At 44.4% G+C, this 19,314-nt stretch carries 12 protein-coding genes; 2 read left to right on the top strand and 10 right to left on the bottom strand.

Translation table 11 applies throughout. From position 1 onward, the window contains the following. Window positions 1–40: 40 nt before the first annotated feature. Window positions 41–931, bottom strand: coding sequence for a hypothetical protein (locus tag ABD894_RS00060; protein ID WP_345208922.1), 891 nt, complete (start codon window positions 929–931; stop codon window positions 41–43). Between the two features lie 157 nt (window positions 932–1,088). On the opposite strand from ABD894_RS00060, the gene ABD894_RS00055 reads away from it, so the two are divergent. After that, a complete protein-coding gene (locus tag ABD894_RS00055; protein ID WP_345208921.1) occupies window positions 1,089–2,144 on the top strand; it encodes a response regulator in 1,056 nt (351 codons plus the stop codon). A gap of 2 nt (window positions 2,145–2,146) precedes the next feature. Here the strand turns inward: ABD894_RS00055 and ABD894_RS00050 are convergent, their stop codons facing one another. The 8 genes from ABD894_RS00050 to ABD894_RS00015 all read right to left on the bottom strand — a co-directional run bounded on the left by ABD894_RS00050 (window position 2,147) and on the right by ABD894_RS00015 (window position 16,837). Continuing rightward, on the bottom strand, window positions 2,147–2,596 hold the full coding sequence (locus ABD894_RS00050) for a hypothetical protein (RefSeq protein ID WP_345208920.1): 450 nt from the start codon (window positions 2,594–2,596) through the stop codon (window positions 2,147–2,149). 44 nt (window positions 2,597–2,640) lie between these two features. After that, complete coding sequence (locus ABD894_RS00045; protein ID WP_345208919.1) at window positions 2,641–3,096, bottom strand: DoxX family protein; 456 nt, start codon at window positions 3,094–3,096, stop codon at window positions 2,641–2,643. A gap of 126 nt (window positions 3,097–3,222) precedes the next feature. Next, window positions 3,223–5,478, bottom strand: coding sequence for a GH92 family glycosyl hydrolase (locus ABD894_RS00040; RefSeq protein ID WP_345208918.1), 2,256 nt, complete (start codon window positions 5,476–5,478; stop codon window positions 3,223–3,225). 86 nt (window positions 5,479–5,564) lie between these two features. Next, window positions 5,565–6,818, bottom strand: coding sequence for a cystathionine gamma-synthase family protein (locus tag ABD894_RS00035; RefSeq protein WP_345208917.1), 1,254 nt, complete (start codon window positions 6,816–6,818; stop codon window positions 5,565–5,567). 105 nt (window positions 6,819–6,923) lie between these two features. Further along, complete coding sequence (locus tag ABD894_RS00030) at window positions 6,924–8,888, bottom strand: OmpA family protein (protein WP_345208916.1); 1,965 nt, start codon at window positions 8,886–8,888, stop codon at window positions 6,924–6,926. A 54-nt stretch (window positions 8,889–8,942) separates the two neighbouring features. Further along, a complete protein-coding gene (locus tag ABD894_RS00025) occupies window positions 8,943–9,908 on the bottom strand; it encodes a PorP/SprF family type IX secretion system membrane protein (RefSeq protein ID WP_345208915.1) in 966 nt (321 codons plus the stop codon). Window positions 9,909–9,946: 38 nt separating this feature from the next. Next, window positions 9,947–14,095 carry a CshA/CshB family fibrillar adhesin-related protein gene (locus ABD894_RS00020; protein WP_345208914.1) on the bottom strand — a complete coding sequence of 1,383 codons (4,149 nt, stop codon included), beginning with the start codon at window positions 14,093–14,095 and terminating at the stop codon, window positions 9,947–9,949. A gap of 387 nt (window positions 14,096–14,482) precedes the next feature. Next, entirely contained in the window at window positions 14,483–16,837 is a 2,355-nt protein-coding gene (locus ABD894_RS00015; RefSeq protein WP_345208913.1) for a DUF7133 domain-containing protein, read from the bottom strand. A 194-nt stretch (window positions 16,838–17,031) separates the two neighbouring features. Between ABD894_RS00015 and ABD894_RS00010 the strand changes: the two genes are divergently transcribed. Beyond that, window positions 17,032–18,333, top strand: a complete 1,302-nt coding sequence (locus ABD894_RS00010; protein ID WP_345209587.1) for a DEAD/DEAH box helicase — start codon at window positions 17,032–17,034, stop codon at window positions 18,331–18,333. Between the two features lie 10 nt (window positions 18,334–18,343). On the opposite strand, the gene ABD894_RS00005 is transcribed toward ABD894_RS00010, so the two are convergent. Beyond that, entirely contained in the window at window positions 18,344–19,138 is a 795-nt protein-coding gene (locus ABD894_RS00005; RefSeq protein WP_345208912.1) for a M90 family metallopeptidase, read from the bottom strand. Window positions 19,139–19,314 lie beyond the last annotated feature (176 nt).

The following is a 19,314-nucleotide window of genomic DNA, read 5'->3' as shown; positions in this document are numbered from 1 at the left end:
AATTGTACAGCCCCTTACACTACAGTATATATGATAAGTATTACAGGTTAACCGTGCTGAATACTGATGCTTTATCGCCCGAATAAACAAGCATAGGAATATTGAGTTGGGATACTTTTTCTTTACTGATACCCATAGATAGCAACCTGTCGGCAAAAATTCCTTTGCGATGAGCTACCGCAATAAGATCTACCTGTTCGTTATCGATAAGCCACTCCAAGGGTGCATCTACATTATCAGGTAATTCGTAATAACTTGCCCGGCCAAAGTTGAGCTTAAAGGCAAGATCGCTCATAAACAGTTTAAGTGCTTTTTGATTGCTTGTGAGCTTATTTTTGCCACCAATAGCACTTACTATGATAGAGGCATCAAAATATTTGGCAAAACCTGTTAGCGATTGTATATAATCAATCTCGTTATAGCGGCCGTCTGTTGCGAAGAGTATCTTATCAAAACCACCAACCGCATTATTTTCAGGCACAATTAATAATGGCAATTTCGCAGCATCAAGCGTTTGCTGAAAATCAGCATCGCTTACATATCCATAGAGCGTTTCGTGCTCATTATTCGCTAATACCATCATCAGGATGTCTTTATTATAACTAAGCACACTAACACTCTCGGTGAAGCTCCCCTCCCAGCAGGCATAATCAATTGCCGGTATAAAACCATCAGCAGGATAATTCTGCTGAAGATCTACTTCTAACTGGCTGCGGAGTATGGTAAACCCGACCTCTATATTCGCTTTTTTTAACTTTTTACAAGCCACGTATTCATCCGTTTGTTCATCCGGAATGGGGTATCTTTCGTCTATTGAAATGGAACTGTATAATAATAAATTAGCTTTTAGTTTATACGCCGTGGCGAGGGCGTATTTGGCTACGGTACATGCAATCTCATCTGCATCGGTTAGGTATACAATAGTTTTCATAGCTATCAGGGGTCGTGATAACGTAAATGTTACAAAAATGCTTTGATTAAAATATGACGATGGTCACAAATTGAAATTGTGTACATTTATTAATTTATTAGTATAATTGAAGAATATTTACGAACTTGATAATTTTCTGCCAATTTCCCTGATTTAAATGAAAGGTTGCATATTAATTATAGAAGATAGTATTGATATAAGGGAAGCTACGGGCAAAATTTTGGAGCTTGAAGGCTACGATGTAATTTTTGCCGAAAACGGTCGCAAGGGGGTTGAACAGGCACAATTTCAGAAGCCCGATTTAATATTATGCGATATAATGATGCCAGAACTCGACGGTTATGGCGTTTTATACACCCTCAATCAGAACCCTGATATTGCAACCACACCTTTCATTTTTATTACAGCCAAAAACGAACGTATTGATATGCGCCGCGCCATGGAAATGGGTGCCGACGATTATCTTACTAAACCTTTCGACGAGGATGAGTTATTGAACGCTATTGAAAGCCGACTCACAAAAAAGGAAAAACAACAGGAGTTTTACAGCAAGTGTTTAGATAACTTAAATACACTCATTTCGAAAACAGAAGAACTGACTGAAATTCGCAACCTGTTTTCGGAGCGTAAAATAAGGGCAGTAAAAAAGAAACAATTGCTGTATTACGAGGGCGATAACGCCCCTGCCTTATACCTTGTAATTAGCGGCAGGCTTAAAACCATAAAGATCACTAAATACGGGCGCGAACTGGTAACGGGTATTTATAACCCGGATGATTTTTTAGGAATGCAGGCACTGCTACTTAACGAACCTTACAGCGAAACGGCTGAAGCCATTGAAGATAGTACGATATGCATTATCCCGAAGGATATTATTGATTACCTGTTGAGTAAGAATACTGGCCTGGCCAATATGTTCATCAGGATACTCTCGAACAATGTTCGGGAAAAGGAAGAGCAACTGTTACAGTTGGCCTACAACTCGGTACGTAAACGTATGGCCGATGTATTGCTGCGTGTTTTAAAGCAACTGGGCAATGAAGATAATAGCACCATAAAGATCTCGCGCGAAGACCTTGCCGCCATTGCCGGTATGGCTTCAGAAACCGTAAGCCGCATTATTACCGATTTTAAGAACGAAGGCCTCATTACCAAAAAAGGCAGCACCATTAAAATTATTAACAGCGAGGAGTTAAAGAAGATAAAAAGCTGATGCTATTTTAAGCGGACATAAGTCTCCACTATTTCGCGGTTAACATTCAGGCTGTCAATTCGCTCGATACCCTTTTGTATTAAAGTATCATTTTTTATGCTGACGGTGAACTTAAAATCGTGGTTTTCCCATTCACGGTAATTGCAATATTCCAGGTGCTCACTGTAGTCCTGCCCTGTTAGTTTATAAGTACCGTTACCCGACTCAAAATTAGCGTTGGCTGTGTCTTTACCTTGCTTCAGGTCATGCTTAAAAAATGAGAACCGCTCGTTATTGAACATCTTGATCATCTCCTGCCCTGCCACCGGGAAAGTGGTTACGGTATCACCCTTTGTGATATTTTTGGCCGTTACCAACCGCCAGGTGCCTAATATGGGTTGATCGTTTTGGCTTGAAGGGCGGCTGCATGCCGATAATACTACAGGGATAATGAGCAGGTTACTTAAGCGCATACAGATATGGTTTACACAAATATGTCATCTTAACGCTAACATCATTAAACCGCCTCATCTTTATTTCTATCTATCGATAAAACTCTGTCGAGCGATAACGGCCCCGAACCAATGAGGATAAACAGCACCAGCAATGCCAGTACGATTATAGAAAGCCACAATTCGGAATTTACGGTTGATTTAAGCACGTTTACAAAGAATACCGCGCCAAATACTATCGGCAGCTGTATAAGGGCGGCAAGGCGCGTTACAAGGCCTAAAAATATCAGTGCACCGCCAGCCAGGTGCGCGAAGGTGATATAGTATAACATATACTCCACCGTATCGGCAGAGGCGTTGATGCTGCGTGTTTCAACAATAATATCCCGCAGAAAGGGCATGTTGTGAAAAAAGGCCGCGCCTTTAAGCATTAAAAATATACCTAAAAGTATCCGAATAAAATCGAGTAACTTAGGGTGATGACTATCGCCCCATGTTTCAATGTTGCTGATGAGTTTCATAATTGGTTTACAGGCAGTGGAGAATTGCCTGATCAAATATAAGCATCTCTCCACTTAAAAACCATATTAACACCAGGTTATATCATTAAAACTTACCTTAGCACTACATTGACCGCCAACCTGTTTTTAAAAGGTTTTTTGAGGCGTAGCTGCCATGTAAAAAACAAGCGTTCCGCCCTTTACTACATCGGCGTGTTTAAGCTCAAATGAGGTAAGGCGTTTGCCATTCAGCGTAACGTATTTTACATACTTGTTGGCATCAGATAAATTAACGGCTTTAACCGTAAACGTTTTACCGTCTTCTAACTTAATACTGATCTCCGGAAATTGCGGCGCGCCCAAAGCATAAACACCCGAAGCAGGCACTGCCGGGTAAAACCCCATTATGCTGAATAAATACCAGGCAGATGTTTGTCCGCAATCGTCATTACCGTTAATACCGATGGCGGCATTGCGGTAGTTTTGTTGCGAGGTATGTTCGCGTACCAATGCCTGTGTTTTCCACGGCTGACCGCTATAGTTATACATATAGATGTAATGGTGCCCCGGCTCATTATCAGAGCGATAGTGACCTTCATTAAAGTTTTCGTCGAGTTTTTTGTTGAACTTATCCTTCCCGCCCATCATAGCGATCATACCCGGCACATCGTGCAAGGCGCCAAAGGTATACGTCCAGTTAGTGCCCTCCGTAAAGCCCTCGTTGGTATTAGCCAGCCACTCGCCTGCCGAGTTTTTAGGTGCCATAAAACCGGTAGTGGGATTGTATTGGTTCTTGTAATATTTACTCCAGGCAATCAATTGCTTGTAATCTGCCATCTTATTAAGCCCTTTAGCCATTTGCGCCACGCAGTAATCATCAAAGCTGTACTCAATAGTGCGCGATACCGATTCCTTCACCTTGTCGGCAGGGATATAGCCCAATTTATGGTAGTAAGTTAAACCACCGCGTGCTTCGTAGCTCGTCCACAAGTCGCGGTCGCCCCATTTTTTTAGGGTGTCTCCTTCAGGCGCTACAAAAGCATCTTTACGAACGGCATCATAAGCGGCTTTTACATTATAGCCTCTGAAGCCTTTTACATAAGCATCGGCAATTACGGCATCGGCATGGGTGCCTATCATAATATTGGTTTCGGTTGGATTTGGCCACATGGGCAGCCAGCCGCCTTCCTGGTAATTTTGCACCAGGCTGTTCACCATGCCATTCACCCTTTTAGGTTGAATAATGGTTAACAGCGGATGCAATGCCCTGAAGGTATCCCACAAAGAATAATCGGTATAAGATGTTCCCTCATGGATCTTATCGTCAAACGGACTATAATAGTGTCCATCCTCTGAAAACTCACGCGGGAAAAGCATGCAATGGTATAAAGCCGTGTAGAATATCGCTTTATGGTCTTTATCCATTCCCTTGGCTGTAAAGCGGCTTAATTCCTTCTCCCAAACGGCCTTGGTGGCATTTTGTACACGCTCAAAGTTCCAGTCGGGAATTTCCTGCTGTAAGTTTTTACGCGCCTGCTCAATACTGATGAACGAGGTAGCTATCCGAACCTGTATTTGAGTTTCGCCGGCAAAGTTAAAGTAAGCGCCCATACGGGTACCTGTTTGCTCAACTTGGCCCGGGTGTATTTCTGAACCCGACCATGTGCCATACGAGCTGAACTTTTTATCGAACTTAACTACAAAGTAGCCTTTAAAGTTAGGCAGTTCGGGCCCTAATTGGGCTGATTGCCTATCGGGATTGTAACCTGTTATTTCGTTATTGATAGCATCTATGCTAACGTAACCTTTGAGGCTTTTCAGGCGTGCGCCCACATCATTTGCCCAGTCGTTCAGTTCGGGGTTTAGGTTGATGCCTTGCAGAATGATGCGTGCCGTATCCGTTTTAGGAAATGTGAAACGGAATATGCCCGATTTGCTGGCCGCGGTTATTTCGGCATCAATGGTTTGCCCGTTTTTGGCATCCATAGTTACCTTATAGTAATACGGGCGGGTAACCTCATTATCATGGCTGAAATTGAGTGCCCTATCTTTTGGCAACACGCTCAACTTGCCTATTTGCGGCATTACCGATACGTAGCCATAATCGCCCATCCAAACGGTAGGCTGATGCGATGCCAGGAAACCGATAACGGATTTATTCTCGTACAGGTACGACATGATGCCCATTTTATTTTCGGCGGTTTGCGCCAAAAAGTTGGTCATGGCGTAAGGCCTGTTCACAAAGGGCATGGTACCGCCGCCTTCAAGCCCTTCCTTAAACCCTTTAAACGCCGTGCCTATAATGGTATTTACATGATCAACAACCGGTGACTGGTTATTTACAGTTTGGGCAGAGCAATGCAGGCCCATTAATAACAGGAAGCTAAGTTTAAGAAATTTCATACAGGCAAGCGGTTATAATTTAACAGATGTACTGCTAAGTTAGTGCTATATTTCTTTATTGCAAGCACTGTATTAAATCCGGCTGATTATATGGCTGATGCTTCAAGCGCGCGGCGGAAATCACCGATCAGATCCTCCTGATCTTCAATACCTACCGACAGGCGGATCATCGAATCAGGGATCCCCATTTCGGCACGGCGCTCGGCACCAAGCTCAAAGAAAATGGTGTGTGCCACCGGGATAGCCAGCGTACGTGTATCGCCTAAATTACTCGATTTGATCACCAGTTGCAGCCTGTTCAGGAAAGCGAATAGATCAACGCCATCAACCAGCGCGAAGCTCATTAAACCGCCATAACGATGAAATAATTGAGAAGCCAGCTCATGCTGCGGGTGATCTTTTAAGCCCGGATAATACACCTTACTTACCAGCGGGTGCTGCTCCAGGAAAGCGGCCAGCGCGGCAGCATTACTGCAAGCACGTTCCAGGCGTAAAGCCAAAGTTTCAGAACCTACAGAGATATTGTGCGCAGCCTCGGGAGCCAATGTACCACCGCCATCCCTTAAACCGCGTTTACGTATTTGGGTAATACCCACCATTTGCGGTTTTATAGAATCGCGAAGTATTTGGGCGATATTAGGATAGTTTGCCCAATCGAACAAACCGGTATCGGTAACGCTGCCACCAAGCGCGTTGGCATGGCCGCCAATATATTTTGTTAGGGAGTTGATAACAAAGCTTGCCTTAACCGTTACCGGGCGAAACAGGTACGGCGAGGTCATGGTGTTATCTACTACAAATAAGAGTTTCTTGTCTTCACAAAAATCACCGATAGCAATCAAATCGGCTACTTGTGTGGCCGGATTGGCAATGGTTTCTACCAATACCATTTTGGTTTTATCGGTATATACTTCTTTAATGTTCTCTACCGATGTAGCATCTACATAAGAAATATCCAGGCCAATATCAGTAAAGGTTTGCAGTATGCTGCGGGTATTACCAAAAAGGTATGAACTGGCAATAATATGATCGCCGCTTTTTATCAACGCCATAATGGTAGCCGTAATGGCGGCCATACCTGTAGAGAAAGCTATGGTAGCTATGCCCTGCTCCATTTGCGTTACCTTATGCTCTAAAGCGGTAACGGTAGGGTTACCCTGGCGTGAGTAGGCGTAACCTTTTGCTTTATTTTGAAATACGTTTACCAGCCCTTGCACATCTTCAAATCCCCAGGTAACCGCTGTATGTATTGGTTGGTGTAATGCGCCGTGCTCCGGTTTAAGCAGGCGGTCGGAATGTAGTATAGTTGTAGTGAATCCTTTTTTCTCGTTATCGTTCATGTAGCGTTATTTTGCAGGCATAAGCATGCCTTTCATCTTCAATCCTCAAAATAACGAAACAATACAGAATAATTAATACTTAAATCGCTATTAATATTACTAAAATCACATTTTTACAATTGTGAACTCCGTACGGCGGTTCAATTGGTGTTCGGCCGGGCTGCAATCAACACCGTTTGAACAACGGTTCAGCAACCGACTTTCGCCGTAACCACGTGAACTTAAACGGCTTTCATCTATACCACCAACAGTAATAAGGTATTGTACAACCGAATTTGCACGGCGTTGTGATAAGGCCATATTATAAGCATCGTTACCTTTACTATCTGTATGTGAGCCTATCTCTATATCGATATTTGGGTTATCTTTCAGCACTTTTATCAGCTTATCCAATTCCACAGCGGCATCCGGGCGGATGTTCGATTTATCAAAATCATAATAGATATTTTCAATCTTGATCGCCTTGTTCAGCTCTATCTTATCTATATAAAGATCCTTGCGGATGGTTTTATTTTCTGTAATGCCTTTTGTGCTAACTAATTGGTTATCGCTCAAGTAAGTAGCCTTCTCTCCTCTTAAGGTATAATCTGCATTCTCCTGTAAATTAAAGCTGAACCTGCCGGTTGCATTGGTGGTAACCCTGCCAACTTTACTTAAGGTAACCAAACTATTTGCAACGGGCTGGCGGCTCTTCTTATCATACACAACACCCTCTAAACGGATAGCAGCTACAGGCTTTTGCGTAAAGCTGTAAATATCATCGCTGCCTACACCACCTAACCTGTTCGATGAAAGGTAGCCCGTAGTGCCGCCATAAACAACATAAGCAAAATCATCTCTCGGTGAGTTTACCGGGTAACGCAGGTTTTGTTTCGGGCCGAATTTATCATCAGTAGTATGGATGGCTTTAAATATATCCAGTCCGCCTAATGTGATGCCGTTATCGCTCGAAAAATAGATATCCTTATTTTCATCAATAAACGGTGTACGCTCGTTACCTGTCGAGTTTACCGACTTTAGATTTACCGGGCCGCCCCAGTTACCTTCAGAATCTTTTTGGCTGTAATAAATATCAGTACCGCCCAAGCCACCCGGCATGTCTGATACAAAGTAAAGCGTTTTGCCATCAGGGGTAATAAACGGATCGCCAACCGAATATTGGTTTTGATTATTGTATTTAAACGGAACAGGCGCGCTCCAAGTGTTAGCACCCGCGTTCTTTTTGCTCGAATAGATCTCCAGCTTAATGGTTTTTATCCGCGCTGTATCATTCCACTGAGCCGGTATTTTGGTAAGTGTAAAGTACATTTCATTGCCATCAGCGGTAAAAGAGGGCGCGCTTACATGGTATTCGGTACCCGCCGAAAACGGGAAGAAGTTAACCGTATCGGTAGAGTTCCCGGTTTTACCGGCCTGGTAAAGTTTCAGATAGTTATCGCCTGTCCAGCCATAAATTTCGGTATCGGGTCCTTTATGCTGATCGAAATACAACAGACCTTTTTTACGTGGATGCTGTGGCCCGCCTTTTTTGCCAAACCTGTCGGAAGTAAATACAATATTATTGCCATAATTACTCGCGCCCCAGTCAGATTCAGCGCTGTTCAGGGTTTGCTCATTTTTTAAATCGACACCGGTTGGTGACTTCATCCATTTAACAGCTGAGTCGCAGCCCGCGGTTAATACACGTAACTGGTTCTTGTCAACATCAGTACGCAGCACATAATAACGTGTATATTGTACTTTGGCTTCAATGTATTTCCCGTTGCTTTTTAGTATATCGCCATATTTCAAAAACACATCGGCACCGCTGCCTTTTGTTGCCGCCGCTTTTGCATACCATGTTTCGGCATTGTTATAATCGTCCATCAGGCGGTAGCTGTTCGCCAAATGCTCGGCAATGTACAGGGTAGAGTCCTTCTTATAAGCTTTAAGGTAATAGCCTACAGCCTTGCTATAATTATACAGGTTATATTGCTCATCGGCCTGTTTTAATGCCGACTGTGCCCTTGTATTAAGGCTAAGCAGCATTACACATGCAATTAAACTGGCAACGGTTAAAATTCTTTTCATGTTATACTAATTCTTTTATTCAAGAATCTGAAACTTCAATAATTACAGCTGTTTTTAGAAATACCTTGGCGTTAGCATGCGGCTTTTGCTTGTTTTAAAGTAAAAGCCTATTGATATTTCGTGCGTACCGCCGCTATAGCCTTTCAATGGCCCTACCGAGAAATCGTACGAGTAGCCTACACGTAAATTCTTCATGGCAAATACCTCCAATGCCGCTACGGCAGAGTTAAGGCTGCTCAAATCGCGCTGCAAATAATCTTTGCTGTACAGTTTTACACGCTGGCGATACGAACCACCCACCCATAGCTTTTCGCCGAGTAAAATAAACGCGTTAATATCCAAACTGGTTGGACCGCCACGATCATCCTTTACCAGGATGCTTGGCTTAAACTTAATATCCTCCGATAGCGGCAACAACACACCGGCGGTTAAATAATAATGAGGTTTAGGTTGCGGGATGTAACCATCCTGCCGTACTTTAATGTATTGTGATATCAGGTTATCGGCAGATAAACCCGCGTAAAACTTATTATCAGAATAATATACCCCCACCCGGCCATCAGGCACTATGGTGCTTTGCGTTCCCGCGAACATATCCGGCTCGGGATCATTAGGATTTAACAGATTTCCGTTAATACCTAACTGAACCACCCCTATACCAAAACCCAAAGCCAGCCTCGAACTGCCATCGGCGTTCATACGCAGGCGATAAGCATAATTAGCATACGCTGCCAGATTGCTTTGCGCGCCCAACTTATCATTAGAGATCTGCAAAGCCAAACCCACATTGCCATCATTGGCAATAGCATCTAACGCTAACGACATACTTACCGGCCCGCCATCAATCCCCGTCCACTGCGAACGGTAAAAGGCGTGCAGGTTAAGGTTCTCTTTATAGCCCGCGTACGCAGGGTTAATGTATATCCCGTTAAACATATACTGGCTTTGCTGGGCATCTTGCTGGGCGTATAACCAGTTGGTGCTTAGCATCAGCGCTAATAATGTTAAATATCTTCTCATACTTTATATATGTTATAATAGCCCGGTTATGTGCCGGCTTATTTTTTCAACGAACGCATTAATGTTATATATCCCTTGTAAACTATCCAGTTATCACTGTCGCTTCCCCTAACCTGCAATAAGTAGTAATAAGTACCTTCATTCAGGCCGTCGCCTGCCCAGTTATTTTGATAATTGGTTTGCTTATAAACCTCATTGCCCCAGCGGTTTACTATTGTCAGTTTATTTTGCAGACTGCCATCCAACCCACGGATCTCAAACACATCGTTTATGCCGTCACCGTTAGGCGTAAACAGCGTAGGTATTTTAAGTTCGGCAGTTGGGGTAACGGTAATATTTACCACAGCCTCGTTAGTGTAAATACCATAAAGGTCTTTCACGCGATAGTTAAATGTATCAGGCCCGGTATAACCCGCATTTGGTTTGTAGGTTACAATACCGTTGGCACTTACCTCTACCGTACCATGTTCGGGCAGTTTAGTTATTTCAACCGAACCTAAATTAAACTCGGTAGTTTTAGGATCATCGTTTTTAGATACATCTATATTAACCGCTTTATTCAGACTGGTTTGCGCGGCATCATTAATAGCTACCGGTGATGCAGGCACCGTAGTGGCAATACCCGCGCTGTTTGAAACCGTAGCCCCTACGGGATCTAAACCGCTAACCGTAGCCGTATTGTTTACCACGCCCGCGTCTCTGTCGGCCTGGCTTAACGTATACCTGAATGCAGGTGTAGTGATACTCGCACCCGGTAATAAACCACCTGCCGGTATAGTTAGCGGCGTATTGGTAAGGCCAAGGTTGCCATCGGTAAGGGTAACATCGGTAAGGGTAACGTTACCTGTGTTTTTCACCACGAAGGTATAGCTGATATAGTTGGCGGTTTGTACGCCTGTTTTTACTACTTCAATTTTGCCACCCTGCGTAATAAGCACTACTGTAGGATCATCAGTAGTAGAGGTTGTAGGATCATCAGATAAAGGATCGCTGATGGCTTTACCATTTTGATCGGTACCTGATACTGATGCCTGGTTGCTGTACCTGCCAACGTTTACATCATCCTGCGTAAGCGTATATCTTGCCGTTACGGTAGCCGTCGCGCCCGGCGCTATCGAAGCGATATTTGCCGGACTGATACTGCCTGCATCCACGCCCGCATCGGCCACCTTAACATTGTTTAGGATAGATGTACCTGTATTGGTTACAACCAGGGTGTAATTAATTATATCACCTGCTTTGCTGCCCGTGTTGGTGGCACGCTTAGTTAAGGTCATTGATGATGAGTACACCGTAATATCAACCGTAATAGGGTCAGATTCCACACCATCAGGCGTAGTAAGCGTGTATGTATATTTATCATTGCCTACAAAACCGGCAACCGGTGTATAGGTGATCTTACCATCGGCATCAACAGTGGTAACACCATTAGCGCCCGGCGTAGCTTTCACTACAGTACCAACACCGCTGGCACCATCGTTACTTTTTACAGCAGTGGTTACCGGCGTGTTTATCGGCGTAGCATCTTGGTCGTTAACACCCACAGGCTTAATGTTCACATTTACCGTAACCGGATCAGATGTTGCACCGCCTTTGGTGATCGTATACGTGTAGGTATCTTTACCTATATAACCCGTGTTTGGCGTGTAAGTTACTTTACCTGTAGCATCAACGGTAGTGGTGCCGTGTAATCCGTTAGTTGGTGTAATGGTCGCGCCTGTGCCGCTTGGGCCATCATTCGCGGTAACAGTAGTGGTAACCGGGGTGTTAATGGGCGTTGTTACATCATCATTTACACCCATTGGTTTTATGCTGATGGTAACCGTAACCGGATCAGACACCACGCCATCGGCTGTGGTTAAAATGTAAGTGTAAGTATCAGTACCCACGTAACCGGCAGCAGGTGTATAAATTACCCTGCCTGTAGCATCAACCGCTGTAGTACCATGCGCCCCCGGCGAAGGGGTAACAGTGGTAGCAACCGCGTCCTGTCCGTCGTTAGCTTTAACAGCGGTGGTTACAGGTACACCTATGGCGGTAAAATCGGTATCGTTTACACCGGTTGGTTTTACGGTTACAGAGATAAGCGCGTTAACACTCTCCGACCCGAAATTGTCTTTTATAGAATATTGTACCGGTATAGCTTTACCTGCAAAAGTAGGCAGCGGCGTAAAGGTAACATTGCCGTTAGCGGTATTTACCGTGTAAGTACCCTGCCCTGCTATAGTAACCGATGTTTTCTTCAAATTATCTACCGGATCAACCAGCAGTACGGTGGTTTTATCAATTGTTCCATCGGCGTCCGTATCATTTGCCGGGATGGTAAGCGTAATAGCCTGTCCGGCTGTGGTGGTACCGTTATCGTCAACCGCCAATGGTATCTGGTTCAACCCGAAACTTACACCTGTTACATTCAGACTGGTACCCGGTGTTTTAACCTTGATCTGTAAGTTTGGCGTTCCGGTTTGTATGCCTGTATTTTCGGCATTGTTTACACCGTAGGCCGCGCCCGATGGTTTCCAGTTGGCAGGCAAATTGGCCGATACTTCTGCAAGCGCTCCGCCTATTACTACATCATTGGTAGAAATAGCCACGGTATAGGTACCATTATTTGAATTAGGAAATGAATAAGTCCCGCCCACGCCTACAGCTGATTTATTGACGATAACGCCTTTATCATCTACCAAATAAGCATACAACGGACTACCGCTTACGTTATTGATACCGGTACCCGATATAACATTATTTAAACCGCCATTGCCATCATTAAACACAGTACCCGAAATGGTAATGCCCAATATATCTTTCAGCTTGTAATCTTCAGCCTCGCCGTCAGCCGCGAAAGAGATGCTTCTCTCGTCTTGCGTGGTAGCAATATCATCAATAAGGTTAGTGGTAGTAACACGGATACGTGCATATAGGTTACCCACCTTTATTTTATTAACAAAGAACGCGTTAGGAAAAGTAACCGTAAATGTTTTGTTGACCGTATTGGCAGGCACCGTAACGCTGATCACCTCATCGGCACCGAAAACGCCGTCGCCGTTAAAATCGAGCCAGGTGCGCAGCGTGGCCGGTACGCCTTTGGTATTGGTTACCGGAATATTAAATACGATATCGCCGGCCTGGTTTACCCGTACATCGGGCAGGCTGGCAGGGGTGAATGTATTTTCATCATTATTACCGATCAAATTATCGCTGTCGGCGGTCGGGGTGCCATTAGGCAAACCATCGGCATCAACATTGTTGGCGCCTATGTAAACGGTAGCTTGCGGTACAAGCGGTGTGGTATTATAATCAACCACGGCGTAAGTGCCGTCGCCTGCATAATAATCGGTGATCTGGAAGCTGTCGATATAATGCCCGGTAGTACCATAGCCAACCGGAGCATCGCCCAAATCGAACGGTAAAACGAAACCTATAGCCATAGCCGTAAGTCCCGAACCTTTCATCGATACATTGTTCAGCTTGCTGGCATTATGCGCGAACATTACCGCCTGCACGCCAAAGTTACCCGGAAGCAGATCTGCATAGAGTTTAAATGATTTACCGCCGTTAGAAAGATCTAACTTGTAATGATCATCGGCCGCGCTGTTTTGAGTACGTTTGTTAAGCAGCTGCCAGGCAATAGAATTAGGGGTATCGCCGGAGATAAATTCGCCGCCCGCATCGATAGATTCGGCATCGGCAATGATCATACCCGGATAGGCCACGTTAGTCCATACATTGTTGATGAGTATGGCTACTTTAATATCGATATCAAACTTTACTGTTTGGCCGTAAGGTGTTGCTAAGCCCGATGACGGTACACCTCTTGAATCGGGCTTGGGCTGGTTATTGCCCGAATAAATAAGATCTAAACCATCGCCACTGTAACTGCCCGGTGTATAAACCGACATGTGCTGACTATTTGACGACACCTCATTGCTGATAACCGCGGTTATCCTTACCGTTGGCGAAAATTGCCATACGTAAGTACCATTGATGATATTGGAAGCATCGGCACCTACGGGCTGGGTAATAAGTGTTGAACCATTGGCCAGCTTATCCCAGGTGAGCCAGTATACCGAGCGAGCGAGGCTTGTACCCGCGCTACCGCCAATAGCATACTGGGCCGACGCCTTTGTAAAGAACTGGCAAAGCAAAACACACAGTAAAATTACTTTGAATAAGTATCGTTTGGTCATAGTGTATTATTACATCGTTTTAATATACGCAGGCACCCTGCATACCGCATCAGTTATAGCCATAGCTTTGCAGCCGAAAAACACATCAGCAAAATACCCAAATAAAGGTAACCCGGGCTGTTTAAGGTTATCCATTTTATTCAGGGTTTCAGTGTTGTTGCAATGAAGACACTGTGTTGAGATGATTAGGTTATAATTCAGGCGAAATATAGTTTAAGTTTAATATTTTTTCAATTTTTGATAGTTCCTTATACTATTTTACTAAAAAAAATGTTGCGCCTATTTTTCAAGAAATAGCCCTATACATATTTAGAGACACATTTAATGCAAAATGCCACACCGATCATTCGGTATGGCATTTCCTAAACTATTATCAGGCAGTAAGATCTACAGCTTATTCAGCTCATCCACAGTAAATGCCTTTTCGCGGCCTTTATTTTTTGCGCGTACTTCGGCTACTTCTTTGGCCAATACTTTATCGCCATTATTTTGCCATGAACGGCGCAGGTAGCTTAGTATTTGCGCGATATCTTCATCGGCAAACTCGGTATTGTTACCAATGCCCGGCATATCGGCTGTAATTTCGGGCGCTTTATACAGGTGACCATCTACCTGTACCGGACCGGTCAAACCATAAAGCACTATGGAGATCAGCTTTTTCTTATCGCCATTTATCCATTCGGATTTATTAAAAGGCGGCGCTAAAGACCTGATGCCGTTACCATCTGCTCCGTGACAGGTTTGACAGGTACTTGCAAAAATAGCGGCCCCTTTCGGGAACTCTTTTTTCAATTGTAAGGGATCGTGGTTGCGGAGTTTTTCGGCCCTGTTGGCAATTACTTTTTTAAGACGTTTGTTGATGGCAAGCGTACTATCAGGAACAACGGCGGCAAGCTCCTTTTGAAAAGCCACTTCCCTATCCTGCAAATTACTGATCACCGCATCGGCAACAAAAACATTTGAGGGGTAAGTTTTCGCTACATCTTTTAACAGTTTATTGGCGGCTATTTTATCAAATTTATAAATGGCATTACACACAAAAGCTATGTATGGCGCAGCCTGATCATCATTTTTAAGCAGTAACTGCTGTAACGCTGCTACATATTGTTTATAATTTGTTTTGGTGATAACCGATGGTATTACGCTTAAACCCTGCGTGCGTATGTCCCAATCCGGGTTGTTGATGGCTGCAATAACTTCGTCGGTTTTAAGCACGTGCAAACCTTCCAGCGTCCATAAGGCGTGTATTACTTTCAGGTTATTATCGGTTGTTTTTAAGGCCGCATGTAAGTAAGGTATGGCATCGGTTAACTTGTTATCAATAATGGTTTGCTGCGCCTTGTCGCGGATCCAGCCGGTAGGGTCGCCTAACTGCTCTGCCAATTGTATCCCATTTGTAGCCAGGATACGGTTGAAGGTTCCTTTACCTGTCGGCACTATTTTATAAATACGACCGCAGGATAATGGCTGCGTAAGTTCACGCTTATTGATCTGCTTTTTAAGATAATCTGTAAGATAGGTTTTATGCTGAATGATACCGCGATACATATCCAGCACATACAAGGCACCATCCGGGCCATCATATAAATTCACCGGCCTGAAACGTTCATCGGTACTGGCCAAAAACTCGCGGCCTTTGTAGGCTTCTATACCTTTCATCACATTGCCTTGCCCGTTCAACACATCGCGCTTAATGAGATTGGCTGAAGGCTCTGCCACAAAAGCGTTTTGTAAATATGCAGGCCCGAACAGGTCGCCACGATAAATAAGTGGCCCGCAGGCGGCGGTAAAGTTGATCAGGCGCAGACTATCATCCAGCGTACCGGTTACATAGCCACGGTTAACACCCGGTGTAGGCCTTATGGGGTAAACACGGTTATCGGGCACTATGCGCTCAATAAAACCGGCTACGTTATTTTGATCGGAATTGGTTAAACCTAAGCCCGGCGAAAAATAATCGCCCAGTAAATTAGTCGAGTTGTCATTATAATACAATCTGCCGTAATTATCCTGGCTTATACCCCACTGCCCCCTGAAATGCGTTTTTTCAATCACCCAGTTATCGCCGTATTTGCGGTAACGCTTGCTCGATTTGGCATTGTATATCCAGTTATCCAGCGCACGTAACAAACCATTGGGGTGATGCTCTACGTTGCCATCTTCGGTATAATGGGCATCAACTAAAGTGCGCTTGCCCGGCTTATCGCCATTTATTTTATAATACCACAGGTATGGCGGTTCGGCCACTAACAGGCCATCCTCAATAAGGCACAATGCCCGTGGTAAACGCAGCGAGTCAATAAATACTTTGCGTTCATCTGCTATGCCATCGTTATTCTTATCTTCCAGTATCACTATTTTTCCGCTGGGCGCGTCTTCGCCGGTGCCTAACGTATCGGGCATGTAGCCGTTCATTTCTACCACCCACATCCGCCAGCGGTTATCAAAGGTCATGGCCACGGGGGTGCTTACCATTGGTTCGGCCGCTACAAGTTCGGCTTTAAAACCGGGCTCCAATTTCATTTTGCCAAGCGACTCCCCGGCAGACAAAACTTTCGACGTATTAAAATCTAGAGTATCTTTTTTAGGTGCAGGCGGCTGCACTACGCTGGTTACGGGTTTGTAGGTTTGGCATCGGTATAAAGTAAAAACTACCATGACCAGCGCCATACAGATATAGGCTTTTTTTGAAAAAGGATTGCGAAATATTTTGGTTCTATCTTTTTTGTTGGATGTGGTCATTCCCCTGTGCTTGTAATTAGGTTATAGTAAACACCGTAAAGTTCCAAAAATATGCGATAACACGAAGTAAATGAATGTAACATGATTGATAATTTACGTATTAACCTGTGTTGATAGTAGTTAACGGCGATTACTATAAACAAAGCGGCGGCGGTATATTTAAGCTATCTTTGCTTTTTGAAATTTGTGTAGCCATGATAAAGCAAGCCCTGTTAAATCTGAAGATAGATACCCTGAACGAAATGCAGCAAGCTGCCATTGAAGCAGCTAAAAAGAACGATATCATATTGCTTTCGCCAACGGGTTCGGGTAAAACACTGGGCTTTTTGCTGCCGCTACTGGCCACGCTTGATGCTACCGTGCCGACTGTGCAGGCTTTAATACTGGTACCCTCGCGCGAACTGGCGCTGCAAATTGAGCAGGTTTTTAAAACCATGGGTACAGGCTTTAAGGTGAACTGCTGCTATGGCGGTCACCCGGTAAAGGTGGAGATGAATAACCTGTCGCAACCACCCGCGGTGCTGATTGGCACGCCCGGCCGTATCGCTTATCATTTACGCCACGAAAGTTTTACTACCAATACCATACAAACATTAGTGCTCGATGAGTTTGATAAAGCGCTGGAGTTTGGCTTTCAGGAAGATATGGCTTTCATTATAAAGCAATTGCCTGCTATTAAAAAACGCATCCTTACATCGGCCACGCAAATGGACGAGATCCCTTCATTTACCGGGATACGTAACGCCACCAAACTCAATTACCTCAACAATCGCTCATCAAGCCCCGATATTAAACATAAGGTAGTAATAGCGGAATCGACCGATAAATTGGAGGCGCTGTTCGCGCTGCTGTGTAAAATAGGCGGCGAGGCAACGCTTGTTTTTTGTAACCACCGCGAGGCGGTTGACCGCATCAGCGATATGTTATGGGATTGGGGCTTACAGCACGATATTTTTCATGGTGGTATGGAACAGGAAGACCGCGAACGCGCCCTCCTTAAATTCCGGAACGGCAGTCACTATTTGCTTATCACCACCGATCTGGCTTCCCGTGGGCTGGATATCCCCGAAATAAAACACGTGGTACATTATCAGCTGCCGCATAACGAGGAGGCTTTTCTGCATCGTAATGGTCGTACCGCGCGCATGCATGCCACAGGCACATCGTACCTGCTGCTCAATCCGGATGAAAAACCTGTTTATTTAAAAGACCTGCCACCTGCCGAAGAGTTGCCTGCTAAACCTAAACTACCGCCGCCTGCCCCGTGGGCTACCCTGTACATTGCCGCCGGTAAAAAAGACAAGGTAAACAAGGTAGATATTGTTGGCCTACTGCTTAAAAAAGGCGGACTGGCTAAAGATGAATTGGGGCTGATTGAAGTGCTCGACTTTTCATCCTACGCTGCTGTAAAACGCGACCGTATTGAAGATGTTGTGAAGGAGATCAGGGGTGAAAAGATCAAGAATAAAAAGGTAAAAATAGATATAGCCCGATAACCCGGTTATTCTAAGTAATTATATTTTCGGGGGATGCAGGGTCTTGCCCGAACATGCGGCTTAGCTGTTTGTATAGTTCCGGGTGCTTGCTTTCCAACTGTTCCGGTTTTTCAAAAAAGTATTCGGAAGCTACCGCTAAAAATTCGGCCTCGTTGGTGAGCGCGTAAGGGTTGATGTCTGATTTTCCGGCTTCAATACGGCGCATTTCGCTATGCATCATTTGCAGCCAGGGCATGGCGTATTCGTGTGCTATCAGGTTTTCGGGGACGCCATCCGTGACCCCGTCAGATTTATCAAGCAGGTGCACAAACTCGTGGATTCCCGTATTTTCCTTTCCGTTGTTTTTGGAGAACCCCTTGATAAGCGCGGCGCGGCTCAACAGCATTTGTCCGTTCATGTAACCCGAACCTACCATACCCATAATATTGCGGCTGCCGCCTTCAAATTGAAATTCATTATCAAAAGTATCGGGGTAAACAATTACGTTGGTAAGATTCTTATACCGCCACTCGCCAAAACCAAAAACCGGTATTACCGCGCTTGAGGCAACCATTACCCTGTCAATATCATTTATCTCTGTGCCTACACTTTCTATATGGGTTTCTGCTAAAAAGTTGTTTACATATTGCTCAAAGCGGGATTTTGCCGTATCATCAAGCTTACGATAATAATAAATATGCGTTTCCAGAAGTTCTTTGTAATTAGCAGGCTGTGCTTCAGCAGCAGCCACTTCCGGCTTGGCCTTTTTGCGTAAAAACAGGTAAGCGATTAAGGCAACTATTGCTATGATGAGGACGATGTTCATTTCACAGAAAAATTAATAGCCAATGCTACAAATTTATACTGACAGATAACGTGGCTGTTGCACAACTAACACAATGTTGAAAAGACATTAATAATGAAAGGCGAGGTGTTTCTTATCTTGTAATATGCAAGGGAAGAAAAGCCACCAGGAAAAGTTGTTCATCAGCTTTCAACTGT

It is taken from the genome of Mucilaginibacter gynuensis (genome assembly GCF_039541195.1).
Taxonomy (GTDB): Bacteria; Bacteroidota; Bacteroidia; order Sphingobacteriales; family Sphingobacteriaceae; genus Mucilaginibacter; species Mucilaginibacter gynuensis.
This window is presented reverse-complemented; position numbering and strand designations above follow the sequence as displayed.